This window comes from Bradyrhizobium sp. LB11.1 (genome assembly GCF_040549385.1).
GTDB lineage: Bacteria > Pseudomonadota > Alphaproteobacteria > Rhizobiales > Xanthobacteraceae > Bradyrhizobium.
In genome coordinates this window covers 766,736-781,630 of record NZ_JBEPTH010000001.1, presented here as the reverse complement: position 1 = coordinate 781,630, position 14,895 = coordinate 766,736, and the positions used below count along the sequence as shown (strand labels likewise).

Here is a 14,895-nt window from a genome sequence, read left to right as displayed (position 1 = left end):
GTTAACCGTGATCTGCGCGCATTGACCGCGCGCGCGAACCGCCGCACCATGCGGCGTTCTGATTTGAGGCCATTGCCGTGACCGGATTGACCCACCGCCAAGCCGAAATCCTCAACATCGCGCGCGCCTCGGGCCGCGTCATGGTCGAGGAGCTGGCGCGCCGCTTTGAAGTCTCGGCGCAGACCATCCGCAAGGATCTGAACGATCTCTGTGAGCGCCGCTCGCTGACCCGCGTGCATGGTGGCGCCATCATCGCCTCCGGCGTCGAAAATCTCGCTTACGAGGCGCGCCGCTTTGTCGCCGCCGACGAGAAGAAGGCGATCGGCGCTGCCGCAGCCTCCCTGATCCCGAACGGTTGCTCGCTGTTCATCAACATCGGCACCACGACGGAGGAGGTCGCGAGCGCGCTGACCTCGCACGAGGATCTCCTCGTCATCACCAACAACCTCAACGTCGCGATGCTGCTCTATCGCCATCCCCGCATCGAGGTGGTGGTCGCCGGTGGCACGGTGCGGCGGGCGGACGGCGCCGTGGTCGGCTCGACCGCGACACAGATCATCGGCCAGTTCAAGGTCGACTATGCCATCATCGGTACGTCGGCGATCGACGAGGAGGGTGCGCTGCTCGACTTCGACTATCGCGAGGTGCAGGTAGCGCAGGCCATCATCGCCAATGCCCGCAGCGTCATGCTGGTCGCTGATTCCACAAAACTTCGCCGCAGTGCGCCGGTCCGCATTGCTCATATCAGCCAGATCCAGACCTTCGTCACCGATCAGGATCTGCCCGAACGCCTCGCCACCATCTGCCACAGCAAGGGCATCGAGGTAGTGGCCGCGATGCCGAAGGGGGCGGAGGATATCGACGATACCCAGGCCGATGCACAGGATGCCGCGCCCGAAGCGGCGCCAGTGGTCAGGCTGCGCTAGCGCTCAGGCACCGTCCCACGGGTTGAGCAGCGGTACGCCGCATGCCGCAAAGTCCCTCACATTGCGTGTGACGAGCGTGAGAGCGTTGGCCAGCGCAGTTGCCGCAAAGAACCCGTCCATCACCGACAACGCAACGCCGCTGCGGCGGCTCTGTGCCATCAGATCGCCCCAGCGCTCGGCCACCGCATGGTCGATCGGCAGGATACGCTCCGCAAAACGAGCGGGCAGATCATTGGCGAGCCAAGCGGCCAGCGCCGCGCGCCGACGTCCGTCATCCAGCAATGCGATGCCGCGGCGAAGCTCGGCGATCGAGGCGACACTGATGAAGGCACGATCCTCGTCGACAGTATCAAGCCATGCCAGAACTTTCGGGGATGGCGCCGGCCGCTGAACCTCCGACAGCACGTTGGTGTCGAGGAGCAGGTTCACGGCGTTTCGTCGCGTGGTTCATCCCGCACGCGTTCAAGCTCGAGTTCGGCGCCGCGCAGCGGCGAAGCCAGCAGGAATTCGGCAAGCGTGCCTTTGCGGGCGGTCTTTCGCGCCCATTCTTCGGCGGAAACGATCACGGCATTAGGCGTTCCGTGACGGGTGATGATCTGGGGGCCGGTTTGGGCGCGATCGATCACCTCGGACAGGCGTGCCTTGGCATTGGCAAGCGTCCAAGTGTCGTTCGGTTGGTCAGTCGGCGGCGGGTCGGGAGCAGTTCTCTGGTCTGTCATACCAAATAAACCAATGTGACTATTGTGACTATATTGGGTTACGATTACTATTCAAGCGCGACACTGCGTCCGGAATCGTGGTTCGAGCTGCCCAATTCGTTGGCCGACCGTCCCGAAAAAGTTCCGCTTTCACTTCCTTCTGCCCCTCTTTCATCTTGCTTTCGTTTTTCGGTGTGATCTAATCAAAAACGAAAGTAAACGCTCGAAGGAACGAGCGGTCGCCGGGGGATGCGTCTGTTGGAGCGTATTTTCGACCTCGCCATCATTGGAGGCGGTGTTAACGGTTGCGGCATCGCGCGTGACGCGGTGGGCCGCGGCAACACCGTTTTCCTGTGCGAAATGAACGATCTGGCGAGCGGGACGTCGTCCTGGTCGACCAAGCTGGTGCATGGCGGTCTGCGCTATCTCGAATACTACGAGTTCCGGCTGGTCCGCGAAGCGCTGATCGAGCGCGAGATTCTCTGGGGCATCGCGCCCCACATCATCCATCCCCTGCGCTTTGTTTTGCCGCATCACGCCGGCCTGCGTCCGGCCTGGCTGCTGCGCCTTGGTCTCTTCCTTTACGATCACATTGGCGGCCGCCATCTGCTGCCGTCAACGCGGTCGGTCGATCTTCGACGCGATGAGGTCGGCCGTCCGCTGATCCCGAATCGCTACAGCCGCGCCTTCGAATATTCCGACTGCTTCGTCGATGACGCCCGCCTGGTCGTGCTCAATGCGCGCGATGCCGCCGACAAGGGCGCCGAGATCCGCACCCGCACCCGCGCGACGGATATCAAGCAGTCCGATGGCGTTTGGACCGTCAGCATGGTCGACACGCTGACCGGCGCACGTTCGTCGATCCAGGCCCGCGCGCTGGTCAATGCCGGCGGTCCCTGGGTCGAGGACGTGCTTGGGCGCGGTGCCGGCGTCAACGCGAAAGCGAAGGTGCGCCTGGTGCAGGGTTCGCACATCGTGGTCAAGAAGCTCTACGACCACGACCGCGCCTACATGTTCCAGAACGCCGACGGCCGCATCATCTTCGTCATCCCCTATCAGGACGACTTTACGCTGATCGGAACCACCGATCGCGACTATGATGGCAATCCGTCCAAGGTGAAGGCGACGGCCGAGGAGATTCAATATCTCTGCGCCGCCGCAAGCGAATATCTCGCGAAGCCCGTGACACCCGAGGACGTGGTCTGGACCTATTCCGGCGTGCGACCACTCTATGACGACGGCGCCAGCGAAGCCAAGGCCGCGACCCGCGACTACGTGTTCGAACTCGACACGCCCGGCGGTTCGCCGCTGCTGTCGATCTATGGCGGCAAGATCACGACCTATCGCCGCCTTGCCGAAGAGGCATTGGAACGGCTGGCGCCCTATCTTCGCAGTGCGAAAGCGCGCGAGGGCTGGACCGGCAAATGGCCGCTGCCGGGCGGCGACATGGACGTGTCGGCCGTCGATGGCCTGATCGGCGAGCTTCAGGGCGGCTATCCCTTCCTCAGCCATGAGCATGCGCGACGCCTCGCTCGCGCCTATGGCACCCGCGCCATCAAATTGCTCGGCGACGCAAAATCGGCAGCCGATCTCGGCCAGGCCTTTGGCGCAACACTGACCGAACGCGAGGTTCGCTACCTGATGACCAATGAATGGGCGGTGACCGCCGAGGATATCGTCTGGCGGCGCTCCAAGCTCGGTCTGCGGCTATCCGCCGACGAAATCGCTGCCCTGGATGACTGGATCAGGACCCATTTTGTGTCGCAAAGTCCCCTGCTGGAAGCAGGAGGACGCTCATGAGCGTGACACTCGATCACGTGACCCGGACCGTCGACGGGGTCCCACACATCCACGACGTCTCGCTGACGCTGGAGAGCGGCACGCTGAACGTGCTGCTCGGGCCGACGCTGTCTGGCAAGACCTCGATCATGCGGTTGCTCGCCGGCCTCGACAAGCCGACAACGGGCAAGGTGCTGGTCAATGGCAAGGACGTCACCGGCGTCGATGTGCGCCAGCGTTCGGTCGCGATGGTCTATCAGCAGTTCATCAATTACCCCTCGCTCACGGTCTATGAGAACATCGCCTCGCCGTTGCGCGTGCAGGGCAAGCCGCGCGCGGAGATCGAAACGCGCGTTGCGGAAGCCGCAAAACTGTTGCGACTCGAACCGTTTCTGAAGCGCACGCCGCTCCAGCTCTCAGGCGGCCAGCAGCAGCGCACCGCGATCGCGCGCGCGCTGGTCAAGGGCGCCGATCTCGTGCTGCTCGACGAGCCGCTCGCCAATCTCGATTACAAGCTGCGCGAAGAGCTGCGCGCCGAGTTGCCGCGCATCTTCGAGGCCTCGGGCGCGATCTTCGTTTATGCCACCACCGAGCCGACCGAGGCGCTGCTGCTCGGCGGCAACACGGTCTGCATGTGGCAGGGACAGGCGCTCCAGATCGGCGAGACCGCCAACGTCTATCGCCGGCCGCAGACGCTCCGCGTCGCGCAGGTGTTCTCGGATCCGCCGCTCAACCTCGTCGGCATCGAGAAGAAGAACGGCTCTGTGCAATATGCCGGCGGCGCCGCATCGTCGGCCTCCGGCCTTTATTCGTCGCTCGCCGACGGCGCCTATCGCGTCGGTTTTCGCGCGCATCAGCTCGCCCTTGCCAATGGCGAGACCGATCGCCACGCCTTCCATGCCACGGTGACGGTGACCGAGATCACCGGTTCGGAGAGTTACGTGCATTTGACCCGCGACGGATCGAACTGGGTTGCGGTGCTGCACGGCGTGCACGAGTTCGAGCCCGGCCAGACCATCGACGCCGTGCTCGATCCCAACGATGTCTTCGTCTTCGACGCGGCTGATCGCCTCGTCGCGGCCCCCGGTTCTTGAGGGAGATGCGCCATGGCTCGCATTGACCTTGTCGATCTCGCTCATTCCTACGGCGGCAATGACGCGCCTCAGGAAACCTTTGCGCTGAAGCCGGTGACCATGACCTGGCGGCAGGGTGGTGCCTATGCGCTGCTCGGCCCGTCCGGCTGCGGCAAGACCACGCTGCTCAACGTCATCTCCGGCATCATCACGCCGTCGCAGGGGCAAATCCTGTTCGACGGTCAGGACATCACACCGCTGTCGACCCAGAAGCGCAATATCGCCCAGGTGTTCCAGTTTCCGGTGATCTACGACACCATGACGGTGGGGCAGAACCTGGCGTTTCCGTTGAAGAACCGTGGCGTGCCGAAGGCCGAGATCGACAAGCGCGTCGCCGAGATCGGCCGCCTGCTCGACCTCGACCTCTATCTGAACCGCAAGGCCACGCGGCTGACGGCCGACGCCAAGCAGAAGATTTCGCTCGGCCGTGGCCTCGTCCGCTCCGACGTCGCCGCCGTCCTGTTCGACGAGCCGTTGACGGTGATCGATCCCGAGCTGAAATGGCAGCTCCGCTCCAAGCTGAAGGCGCTGCATCGCGAACTCGACCTGACGATGATCTACGTCACCCACGACCAGACCGAGGCGCTGACGTTCGCCGACACCGTCGTCGTCATGCATGACGGTCGCGTGGTGCAGAGCGGCACGCCGGCCGAGCTGTTCAACAAGCCGGCGCATACCTTTGTCGGCTATTTCATCGGCTCGCCCGGCATGAACATCCTGCCGGCCGAAGTGAAGGGACGTGAGGCACGTATCGACGGCCACGTCATCGCGCTGAATCGCAGCTACGACAATCTGCCTGGTGGCGCCAAGATCGAGATCGGCGTGCGTCCGGAATTCGTCGACGCGGTTGCGCCCGCACCCGGCCTGCTCACGGCCAGGATCGAGCGCATCGACGATCTCGGCCGCATCCGCTTCGCACGTGCGCGTCTCGGTGACATCAAGCTCGCGGCGCGCGCGCCCGCAGGCTTTACCAGCCCGGACAATACGGCCGGGCTGAAATTCGATCCGGCGTACATCCACGTCTATGCCGACAGCCTTCTGGTGGAAGGAGCCGCCTGATGGACAAGACCGTCAACCAAAAAGCCTGGTTCCTGGTGCTGCCGGTGTTCCTGGTCGTCGCCTTCTCGGCGGTGCTGCCGCTGATGACGGTGGTGAACTATTCGATGCAGGACACCTTCGGCAACAACCAGTTCTTCTGGAACGGCGTCGGCTGGTTCAAGGAGTTGCTCGACCCCTCCACCGATCTCGGTGGCCGCTTCCTTGCCTCGCTCGGGCGCAATCTGTTCTTCTCGCTCGTCATCCTCGCGATCCAAGTGCCGCTCGGCATCGTCGTTGCGCTGTCGATGCCGCGACAGGGCTGGACGGTGGCCGCGTGCCTCGTGATCCTCGCACTGCCGCTGTTGATTCCGTGGAATGTGGTCGGCACGATCTGGCAGATCTTTGGTCGTCCCGACATCGGCCTGCTCGGCTACGTGCTGAATGCCATCGGCATCGACTATAACTACGTCTCCAACGAGTTCGACGCCTGGGTCACCGTCATCGTCATGGACGTCTGGCATTGGACCAGCCTCGTCGCGCTGCTCTGCTATGCCGGTCTGAAGTCGATCCCCGAGGCCTATTACCAGGCCGCCCAAATCGACGGTGCCTCGCGCTGGGCGGTGTTCAAGGCGATCCAGCTGCCGAAGATGAACCGCGTGTTGCTGATCGCGGTGCTGCTGCGCTTCATGGACAGTTTCATGATCTACACCGAGCCGTTCGTCCTCACTGGCGGCGGGCCCGGCAACTCGACCACCTTCGTGTCGATCGAGCTCGTGAAGATCGCCCTCGGCCAGTTCGACCTCGGCAAGGCAGCAGCGCTCTCGCTGGTCTACAATCTGATCATCCTGATCGTCTGCTGGATCTTCTACACCGTCATGACCAATGCCGGCAACGAGCGGAAGCCGCAGGAAGGAGCCGTGTGATGCACTCTATCCCCGGCCGCCGTCTCATCATGGCGCTGTTCTTGATATTTCTGCTGTTGCCGATCTACTGGCTCGTCAACATGAGCTTCAAGACCAACGGCGAGATCATCTCGACGATGACGCTGTGGCCGCATGCTCCGACGCTCCAGCACTACAGGCGCATCTTCACCGACGAGAGCTGGTATTCCGGCTATATTAACTCGCTGGAATACGTCGTTATCAATACCATCATTTCGATTTCCGTGGCGTTACCGGCGGCCTATGCGTTCTCGCGCTACCGCTTCCTCGGCGACAAGCATCTGTTCTTCTGGCTGCTGTCGAACCGCATGGCGCCGGCGGCGGTCTATGCGCTGCCGTTCTTCAACCTCTATTCGGCGATCGGCCTGTTCGATACGCCCTGGGCGGTTGCGCTGGCGCACTGTATCTTCAACGTGCCGCTGGCAGTCTGGATCCTCGAAGGTTTCGTCTCCGGCGTGCCGCGCGAAATCGACGAGACCGCCTTCCTCGACGGCTATTCGTTCCCGCGTTTCTTCATCAAGATCCTGGTGCCGCTGATCGCGAGCGGCATCGGCGTCGCCGCGTTCTTCTGCTTCATGTTCTCCTGGGTCGAACTGCTGTTGGCGCGCACGCTGACCTCGGTCAACGCCAAGCCGATCGCCGCCGTCATGACGCGTACGGTCTCGGCGGCCGGAATGGATTGGGGGCTGCTGGCCGCGGCCGGCGTTCTCACCATTATTCCAGGCGCGCTGGTGATCTGGTTTGTCCGCAACTACATCGCGCGCGGTTTTGCGCTGGGTAGGGTGTAGTCCGATGGCGCCTCATTCAAATCAGGCAAACTCACTTTTATTCACCTCACCCCGCTTGCGGCGAGAGGTCGGATTGCGCTTTGGCGCAATCCGGGTGAGTGGGCTTGACCGCGCGGCCGAGTCTGTTGAGACACCCCCGCTCCCCGCGCGCGTGTGCCGTGCATCGCTTGGATTGGAGGCCTAACTCCATGGAAAACATTGCATGGATGGCCTGGACACCGCCGACCGCGATCTTCTTCGTGCTGCTGGCGATGACGCTGGCGGTGATGACGTGGCTCGCTGTTGCCTATCCAGAGGCGGAGCGCGTCGGGATCCTTCGAATTCCGACGACGCGCGGCGACCGGCTGTTCATTTCGCTGATCACGGCCGCCGTGATCCATCTGTTGTGGATCGGTTTCGTCGGCACCGACACGCTCGCGACGCTGCCGGTCGGAGAAGGAATTGAGTTGTCGAGCCTTTGGCTCGCTACCGTGATTTCGCTTGCCTCTGCCGTCGCAATATTCCGCACGGTCTAGGCAACCGAAAAAGAGCAGATCCGGGGGTAACCCGGGCCTGAGAGTTTATCGCTGTAACGGAGGAAACAACATGCGATATTTAGAGCGACGAAAGAAGGGTCCTGTGACCAGGACCCGGTTTTGGATGATGACGAGCGCCGTTGCATTGACGGCAGCTTCGTTCACCGTGCCGGCCTTCGCGGATGAAGCAGCCGCGAAGAAGTGGATCGACTCGGAGTTCCAACCTTCGACGCTGTCCAAAGAAGATCAGATGAAGGAAATGCAGTGGTTCATCAAGGCCGCTGCTCCCTTCAAGGGCATGGAGATCAACGCGGTCTCCGAAACCCTGACCGTGCACGAATATGAATCGAAGACGCTTGCCAAAGCCTTCGAGGAAATCACGGGCATCAAGGTCAAGCACGACATCATCCAGGAAGGTGACGTCGTCGAGAAGATCCAGACCCAGATGCAGTCCGGCAAGAACGTCTATGACGGCTGGATCAACGATAGCGACTTCATCGGAACCCACTTTCGCTACGGTCAGGCCGTCGATTTGACGGAATGGATGGCTGGCGAAGGCAAGGATGTCACCGACCCGATGCTCGACTTGAACGATTTCATCGGCAAGTCTTTCACCACGGCACCGAACGGCCATCTCTATCAGTTGCCGGACCAGCAGTTCGCGAACCTTTATTGGTTCCGCTACGACTGGTTCTCCAATCCCGACTACAAGGCCAAGTTCAAGGCCAAGTATGGCTACGATCTCGGCGTTCCCGTGAACTGGTCGGCCTATGAAGACATCGCGGAGTTCTTCACCAACGACATCAAGGAGATCAACGGCGTCCGGGTCTATGGTCACATGGACTACGGCAAGAAGGACCCGTCGCTCGGATGGCGGTTCACCGACGCCTGGCTCTCGATGGCCGGCAATGGTGACAAGGGCCTTCCGAACGGTCTTCCGGTCGACGAATGGGGCATCCGCATGGAAGGCTGCCGTCCAGTCGGCTCGTCCGTCGAGCGTGGCGGCGACGTCAACGGCCCGGCGGCGGTTTATTCGATCGTCAAGTACCTCGACTGGATGAAGAAATATGCCCCGCCGCAGGCGCAAGGCATGACCTTCTCGGAATCCGGTCCGGTGCCGTCGCAAGGCAATATCGCCCAGCAGATCTTCTGGTACACCGCCTTCACCGCCGACATGGTGAAGCCCGGTCTGCCGGTCATGAATGCTGACGGTACGCCGAAGTGGCGCATGGCTCCGTCGCCGCACGGCTCCTACTGGAAGGACGGTATGAAGCTCGGCTACCAGGACGTGGGTTCGGCGACGCTGTTGAAGTCGACCCCGGTTGACCGCCGCAAGGCGGCCTGGCTCTACCTCCAGTTCATCAACTCCAAGTCGGTGAGTCTGAAGAAGAGCCATGTCGGTCTCACGTTTACGCGAGAGTCCGACATCTGGGACAAGTCGTTCACCGAACGTGCGCCGAAGCTCGGCGGTCTGATCGAGTTCTACCGCTCGCCCGCGCGCGTGCAGTGGACCCCGACCGGCAACAACGTGCCTGACTATCCGAAGCTCGCTCAGCTCTGGTGGCAGAACATCGGCGATGCGTCGTCCGGTGCGAAGACGCCGCAGGCGGCGATGGATGCTCTCGCGGCTGCTCAGGACTCCGTCATGGAGCGTCTCGAGAAGTCGGGCGTGCAGGGCGCTTGCGGACCGAAGCTCAACCCGAAGAAGACGGCTGAGTTCTGGTACGACAAGTCGGCCAAGGACGGTAACATCGCTCCGCAGCGCAAGCTCGCGAACGAGAAGCCGAAGGGTGAGACCATCGACTACGACACGCTGATCAAGTCGTGGCCTGCGAGCCCGCCGAAGCGCGCCGAGGCGAAGTAATTCGCTGACATCATCGTGGTCGGGTTTGTCCCGGCCATCCATGAAAGCAGGAGGCCGGGAGCAATCCCGGCCTTTTGTCTTGTTGCCCTCTTGCCTTATCGGCGGTCGTGATCTGAATTGGCCGTATCGGTCCAGAAGCGAGGCTTCGCCATGCGCATGACATTCCGTTGCGATCCAAAGCTGGCCGATCATCTGCTCCGGCCCTATCCGGCGCGCACGGCCTTGCCCGATTGGCTGCGCGCCATGCCGGCAACGGCGCACTCGGAAATTCACGGTCGCGAGATACGGACGGTCAAGCAATGTCCGCCCTTTGTCGATGCGATGGCCCACGGGGTCATGATCCCGTTGCCATGCGACGTCAGGGTCGAGTCCGGAACGTTCAGCTGGGATTGGGACATCCCCGAGCCGGAGACAGCGGGACATCCACGCGCGCCGCTCAGCTTCCATCCGGCCGCGCAATTGGCCGCTGCCCCGTTCGCCAGCGGACGGTCCGCGCTCAAGTTCAACAGTTTCTGGACCATCGAGCTCGAGCCCGGCTGGTCGCTGTTCGCGACCCATCCCGTCAACCGCGACGACCTGCCGTTTCGTCTCGTCTCCGGCCTGGTCGACGCCGACCGATTTCACGACGGCGGCATCAATTTTCCCGCCGTCTGGATCAAGCCTGATTTCTCTGGCGTCCTCGAAAAGGGGACGCCGGTTGCGCAGTGCTTTGCCGTTCCGAGACAAGCGCCGGAGCTGGTGTTCGAGCCTTTCGATGACGCACACCAGCAATCCTATGCGAAGGTCGTCACCGACGTGCTCGCTGCCCCCAACGTCTACCGCAAGCGGTTTCGTGCGAAACGCGGGCGCCTAACGCGTTAGAGCACGCCGCAAGCCATCCTCGTCGAGCCATAGCCGGCCGTGAGAGGCTGAAGTCAACGCCATCGCGATAGAGCCGAACAACTGCGGACGCAGGCGATAGGCGTTGCCGAACGCGTTCATGGCGGCATCGAGGTCTCCAACCTCCTGGAGGGAGATGCCGAGATTGAGCGCAGCCTCGGCATGGTCGGACTTGAGCTCGAACGCCTTGCGATAGGCAATTGCTGCTCCGTCGTGATCACGCAGGTCTTGTCGCGCGAGGCCAAGATTGAACCACACGGAAGCCGGCGCGTCCGTCGCGATCGCTTGTGTGAGCAGGCTTGCGGCGGTGGCGGGATCGCCATCCTCCCAGGCCAGTCGGCCGAGGCGCGCCGCAGCTTCCTGATGGCCGGGAATGACCCTGAGGATGGCCTGCCAGGAGCCGCGTGCCTGATCTCGCAGCCCGGCCATATCGAGCGTTCGTGCCTTCTCGATGAACATCTCGCGCTGCGGGCTGGCGGCGATCGCGGCATCGAGATGGACGAGCGCGGCGTCGAATTGGCCTTCGCTTCGCGCGATGCGGGCGGCCAGCAGCCGGGCCGGCGCGTTGTTTGGTCGCTTGGCAAGACTCACGTCGATATGTGCATGAGCTGGGGCGACGACACCTCTGGAGAACAAGATTGCAGCCAGCAGGTGATGCAGGACCGGATCTCCGGGATCGCGCGCCAGGCCCTGTTCGCACAAACGCTGCGCCTCGTCCGGCTTGCCCGAATTGACCGCTGCTGTGGCGCGGCGAACGAGTGTCTGAGTGTCATCCATCGCGGTATTAGAGCAAGGATGCGACGGCACAGCAATACAACGCGCTGTACACGTCAAATGGAAAAAGGCCGGGAGCAATCCCGGCCTCTTTTTCTTTGGTGAGTTGGTGCTGCTTCCACACCGTCATTGCGAGCGTAGCGAAGCAATCCAGAGTCTTTCCATGGAGGCAGTCTGGAATGCTTCGTCGCAAGCGCTCCTCGCAACGACGGAGGATGGAGCGACGGTGACGTCCTACTCCGCCGGCTCGGCCGCGAGCGTCGGGTAATCCGTGTAGCCCTTGGCGCCGCCGCCATAGAACGTGTTCTTGTCCCAATCGTTCAACGACGCGCCCTTCTCCAGCCGCTCGACCAGGTCGGGATTGGAAATGAACGGTTTGCCGAACGCGATCAGGTCGGCCGCGTTCGCGTCGAGCACCTTGGTCGCGAGATCGAAATCGTAGCCGTTGTTGGCCATGTACGCGCCCGAGAAGCGCTTGCGCAGGGACGCGTAGTCGAACGGCGCGATGTCACGCGGCCCGCCGGTGGCGCCCTCGATGACGTGGATGTAGACGAGCTTCAGCGCATTCAGCCCATCGACGATATGATCGAACAGCGGTTGTGGATTGGAGTCCGAGATGTCATTCGCCGGCGTCACCGGCGAGATGCGGATGCCGGTACGATCGGCGCCGGCTTCCGCCACGACGGCCTTGGAGACCTCCAGCATCAACTTGGCGCGGTTCTCGATGGAGCCGCCATAGGAGTCGGTGCGCTTGTTGGTGCCGTCCCTGGCGAACTGGTCGAGCAGATAGCCGTTGGCGCCGTGGATCTCGACGCCGTCGAAGCCGGCCTCCAATGCGTTCTTGGTCGCGCGCTTGAAGTCGTCGATGATGCCTGGAATTTCGGACGTTTCGAGCGCACGGGGCTCGGAGACGTCGGCGAAGGTGCCGTTCACAAAGGTCTTGCCCTTGGCACGGATCGCGCTCGGCGCCACCGGGGCTGCGCCACCCGCCTGGAGGTCGACATGCGAGATGCGGCCGACATGCCAGAGCTGGATGAAGATCTTGCCGCCGCGCTCATGCACCTTGTCGTTGACCTTGCGCCAGCCGGTGACCTGGTCCTTCGAGTAGATGCCGGGGGTGTCCTGGTAGCCCTGGCCTTGTTGAGAGACCTGGCTCGCTTCGGTGATCAGGAGGCCCGCAGAGGCGCGCTGGCCGTAATAGTCGGCGGCGAGCGGACCAGGTACGAAGGTGCCGGGCGCTGCGCGGTTGCGCGTCAGCGGTGCCATCACCAGGCGGTTGGCCAGGGTGATCGGGCCGAGCTTGGTGGTCTCAAACAATTTGGTCGGACGGCTCATTGGGGTGCTTCCAGGCGGTGAGAGGTCCGGAACACTTGTGCATTGCGGCAATCAGCGCAAGGGACGAGCCATACGGAAAGTGCAGGCGAGCTACGCGGCGGGACCCGCGTAGCATACTTCATGTGCAATTCGGACCGAGGCAGCGGATTTCCGTCGCCGCAGCCCCCGCGAACTCAGTTCGCGCCGAGGAAATCGCGCTTGCCGATCTCGACGCCGTTGTGACGCATAATGCCGTGGGCCGTCGTGGCGTGGAAATAGAAGTTCGGCAGCGAGACGGCGCTGAAGAACTGCTGGCCCTTGAGCGTCATGGTCCGGTCCGGGCCCGCCGGGAAGGTCACGTCCTTGGTGTCGGCGCCTTCGAACTGCTCCGGCTTGTATGATTTCACGTAGTCGATCGTCTTGGCGAGCCGCTGCTTCAGCTCCTCAAACGTCTTCTCCGTGTCGGGCATCGAAGGCACCTCGCTATGGGTCAGCCTGGCGCAGCCCTTGGCGGCGAAATCGCTGGCGAGCTGGATCTGCTTCGACAGCGGCAGCATGTCCGGGAAGAGGCGCGAGCCAAGCAGGACGCTTGGGTCGATCTTTTTGGCCGCACAATGCGCCTCGGCCTTGGTGAGCAGGCCGGTCAGGCTGTTCAGCATTTGCAGATACGCGGGGACGACGGCGTCGTGGAAGGACATGTGATGCTCGTTTCAAATGGTGGGAAATCTCAGGAGGAAACCTGAGCCACTCACATGGGAGCCTCATGGAATAATACAATCGCGGAAGTGGCTTGTGCGGTGCGAAAATTCTACCGTGCCGTCGCCTGGGGCTGCGCCTGTGCCGTGCCGCCGCGCATGCGGGCCAGAAGCTCCGCCGTCGGCCAGGAATCGGCGGGCAGGCCGTATTTGATCTGCATCGCCTTCACGGCGGCGCGGCTCTGCTGCCCGAGCACGCCGTCGACCTTGCCGACATTGAAGCCGGCTTGGACCAGAAGCTGCTGCAATTGCTTGAGCTCAGTGAACGGCAATTGCGCGACCGGCGTCGACGGCCTTCGCATCGGCGCTGCGCCCGCGATGCGCGAGGCGAGATAGCCTGCGGTGGTCGAATAGATCAGCGAGTTATTCCACTCGGTATAAGCGGCGAAATTCGCGTACGCCATGAAGGCAGGCCCATTGCGTCCCATCGGCAGCAGCACCGAGGCCGCGAGATTGTCATTCGGCAGCGGCCGACCGTCGGGATAGGTGACGCCGAACTGCGCCCATTTCGAGCGCGGCAGCTGCACGCTGAGGTCGGTCTGATCCCAGGGCAGGTTCTGCGGCACCTTGATCTCTTCCAGCCAAGATTCGCCGCGCCGCCACTTCAAGCCGTTGGCGATGTAGTTCGCGGTCGAGCCGATCACGTCGTCCTCGCTGCGCAGCAGGTCGCGTCGCCCGTCGCCGTCATAGTCGACGGCGTAGTTGACGTAATGCACGGGCAGGAACTGCGTCTGGCCGAGCTCGCCCGCCCAGGAGCCGATCATCTCGTCGGGCGTGAGATCGCCGCGGTCGATGATCTTCAGCGCGGCGATGGTCTCGTTCACGAACATCTCCGAACGACGGCAGTCATAGGCGAGCGACACCAGCGATTTCAACGTCGGCAGATTGCCCATGTTGACACCGAAATCGCTCTCCAGCCCCCAGAACGCGGCGATCACCGCTGGCGGCACGCCGTATTCCTTCTCGGCGCGCGCGAACGCCGCCGCGTGTTGCTTGATGTGCCGCTGGCCGTTCTGCATGCGATAGGCCGCCGCCATGCGGCCGGCAAATTCCGTGAAGAGCTGGCCGAACACGCGCTGGCCGCGGTCGCGGTTGACGATGCCCTGGTCGTAGACGAGGTAGGGCGAAGCCTCCGATATCGTTCGCTGCGACACGCCGGCAGCAACCGCCTGCTGTTTCAGGTCGGCGAGAAAACGATCGAAGCTCTGCCCATTGTGGCACGACGCCGCGCGCGGCGATGGCGCCGTGGCTTTTGGCGCGGCAGGCCTTGCGGGCCGCGGATTGAGCTGGGCGGAGGCGGTTGAAGAGAGCGCGAGAAGGGCGGCGGCCGCGATCACAAATCGGGTCTGGAGCATGAGGTTTCCGGAGGGGGAGGAGACGTTTGGATTCTTGACGAAGTTTAATGGAATGATCTGTCTCAAACCAGTGCCGCGGCCCCGCGACGCACCCTGAAACCTTGCGCTCCGGCCGGGGTCATCCCTACTTCATCCC

The 14,895-nt window shown here is 62.8% G+C and carries 15 protein-coding genes; 9 read left to right on the top strand and 6 right to left on the bottom strand.

The features are described 5' to 3' along the window. The first annotated feature begins 77 nt into the window (after positions 1 to 77). Positions 78 to 926 carry a DeoR/GlpR family DNA-binding transcription regulator gene (locus ABIA96_RS03595; protein WP_354135631.1) on the top strand — a complete coding sequence of 283 codons (849 nt, stop codon included), beginning with the start codon at positions 78 to 80 and terminating at the stop codon, positions 924 to 926. Between the two features lie 3 nt (positions 927 to 929). On the opposite strand, the gene ABIA96_RS03590 is transcribed toward ABIA96_RS03595, so the two are convergent. Both ABIA96_RS03590 and ABIA96_RS03585 read right to left on the bottom strand, forming a co-directional pair. Next, entirely contained in the window at positions 930 to 1,355 is a 426-nt protein-coding gene (locus ABIA96_RS03590; RefSeq protein WP_354135630.1) for a type II toxin-antitoxin system VapC family toxin, read from the bottom strand. Further along, a complete protein-coding gene (locus tag ABIA96_RS03585; RefSeq protein WP_354135629.1) occupies positions 1,352 to 1,645 on the bottom strand; it encodes a type II toxin-antitoxin system Phd/YefM family antitoxin in 294 nt (97 codons plus the stop codon). Before ABIA96_RS03585 ends, ABIA96_RS03590 begins: the two co-directional genes overlap by 4 nt. A gap of 228 nt (positions 1,646 to 1,873) precedes the next feature. On the opposite strand from ABIA96_RS03585, the gene glpD reads away from it, so the two are divergent. From glpD to ABIA96_RS03545, 8 genes are all read left to right on the top strand, one after another. Beyond that, positions 1,874 to 3,424, top strand: a complete 1,551-nt coding sequence (gene glpD, locus ABIA96_RS03580) for a glycerol-3-phosphate dehydrogenase (RefSeq protein ID WP_354135628.1) — start codon at positions 1,874 to 1,876, stop codon at positions 3,422 to 3,424. After that, positions 3,421 to 4,497, top strand: a complete 1,077-nt coding sequence (locus ABIA96_RS03575; RefSeq protein WP_354135627.1) for an ABC transporter ATP-binding protein — start codon at positions 3,421 to 3,423, stop codon at positions 4,495 to 4,497. The genes glpD and ABIA96_RS03575 overlap by 4 nt, the downstream gene beginning before the upstream one ends. Positions 4,498 to 4,509: 12 nt before the next feature. After that, a complete protein-coding gene (locus tag ABIA96_RS03570) occupies positions 4,510 to 5,595 on the top strand; it encodes an ABC transporter ATP-binding protein (RefSeq protein WP_354135626.1) in 1,086 nt (361 codons plus the stop codon). Beyond that, positions 5,595 to 6,497 carry a carbohydrate ABC transporter permease gene (locus ABIA96_RS03565; RefSeq protein WP_354135625.1) on the top strand — a complete coding sequence of 301 codons (903 nt, stop codon included), beginning with the start codon at positions 5,595 to 5,597 and terminating at the stop codon, positions 6,495 to 6,497. The genes ABIA96_RS03570 and ABIA96_RS03565 overlap by 1 nt, the downstream gene beginning before the upstream one ends. Then, on the top strand, positions 6,497 to 7,303 hold the full coding sequence (locus ABIA96_RS03560; RefSeq protein WP_354135624.1) for a carbohydrate ABC transporter permease: 807 nt from the start codon (positions 6,497 to 6,499) through the stop codon (positions 7,301 to 7,303). Before ABIA96_RS03565 ends, ABIA96_RS03560 begins: the two co-directional genes overlap by 1 nt. 188 nt (positions 7,304 to 7,491) lie before the next feature. Continuing rightward, positions 7,492 to 7,818, top strand: coding sequence for a DUF2160 domain-containing protein (locus ABIA96_RS03555; protein ID WP_354135623.1), 327 nt, complete (start codon positions 7,492 to 7,494; stop codon positions 7,816 to 7,818). Positions 7,819 to 7,945: 127 nt separating this feature from the next. Beyond that, positions 7,946 to 9,682, top strand: a complete 1,737-nt coding sequence (locus tag ABIA96_RS03550; RefSeq protein WP_354135715.1) for an ABC transporter substrate-binding protein — start codon at positions 7,946 to 7,948, stop codon at positions 9,680 to 9,682. Between the two features lie 150 nt (positions 9,683 to 9,832). Next, on the top strand, positions 9,833 to 10,543 hold the full coding sequence (locus ABIA96_RS03545) for a hypothetical protein (RefSeq protein ID WP_354135622.1): 711 nt from the start codon (positions 9,833 to 9,835) through the stop codon (positions 10,541 to 10,543). Here the strand turns inward: ABIA96_RS03545 and ABIA96_RS03540 are convergent. The 4 genes from ABIA96_RS03540 to ABIA96_RS03525 form a co-directional block, all read right to left on the bottom strand. Beyond that, positions 10,532 to 11,416: a tetratricopeptide repeat protein gene (locus ABIA96_RS03540; protein WP_354135621.1), complete on the bottom strand. Its 885-nt coding sequence runs from the start codon at positions 11,414 to 11,416 to the stop codon at positions 10,532 to 10,534. The two genes, ABIA96_RS03545 and ABIA96_RS03540, sit on opposite strands and share 12 nt — an antisense overlap. Before the next feature lie 153 nt (positions 11,417 to 11,569). Further along, positions 11,570 to 12,670 (bottom strand): alkene reductase, encoded by a 1,101-nt coding sequence (locus tag ABIA96_RS03535; protein WP_354135620.1) that lies wholly within the window; start codon positions 12,668 to 12,670, stop codon positions 11,570 to 11,572. A gap of 173 nt (positions 12,671 to 12,843) precedes the next feature. After that, positions 12,844 to 13,347, bottom strand: a complete 504-nt coding sequence (locus tag ABIA96_RS03530) for a DUF1993 domain-containing protein (protein ID WP_354135619.1) — start codon at positions 13,345 to 13,347, stop codon at positions 12,844 to 12,846. Positions 13,348 to 13,457: 110 nt separating this feature from the next. After that, positions 13,458 to 14,759 carry a lytic murein transglycosylase gene (locus tag ABIA96_RS03525; protein WP_354135618.1) on the bottom strand — a complete coding sequence of 434 codons (1,302 nt, stop codon included), beginning with the start codon at positions 14,757 to 14,759 and terminating at the stop codon, positions 13,458 to 13,460. Positions 14,760 to 14,895 lie beyond the last annotated feature (136 nt).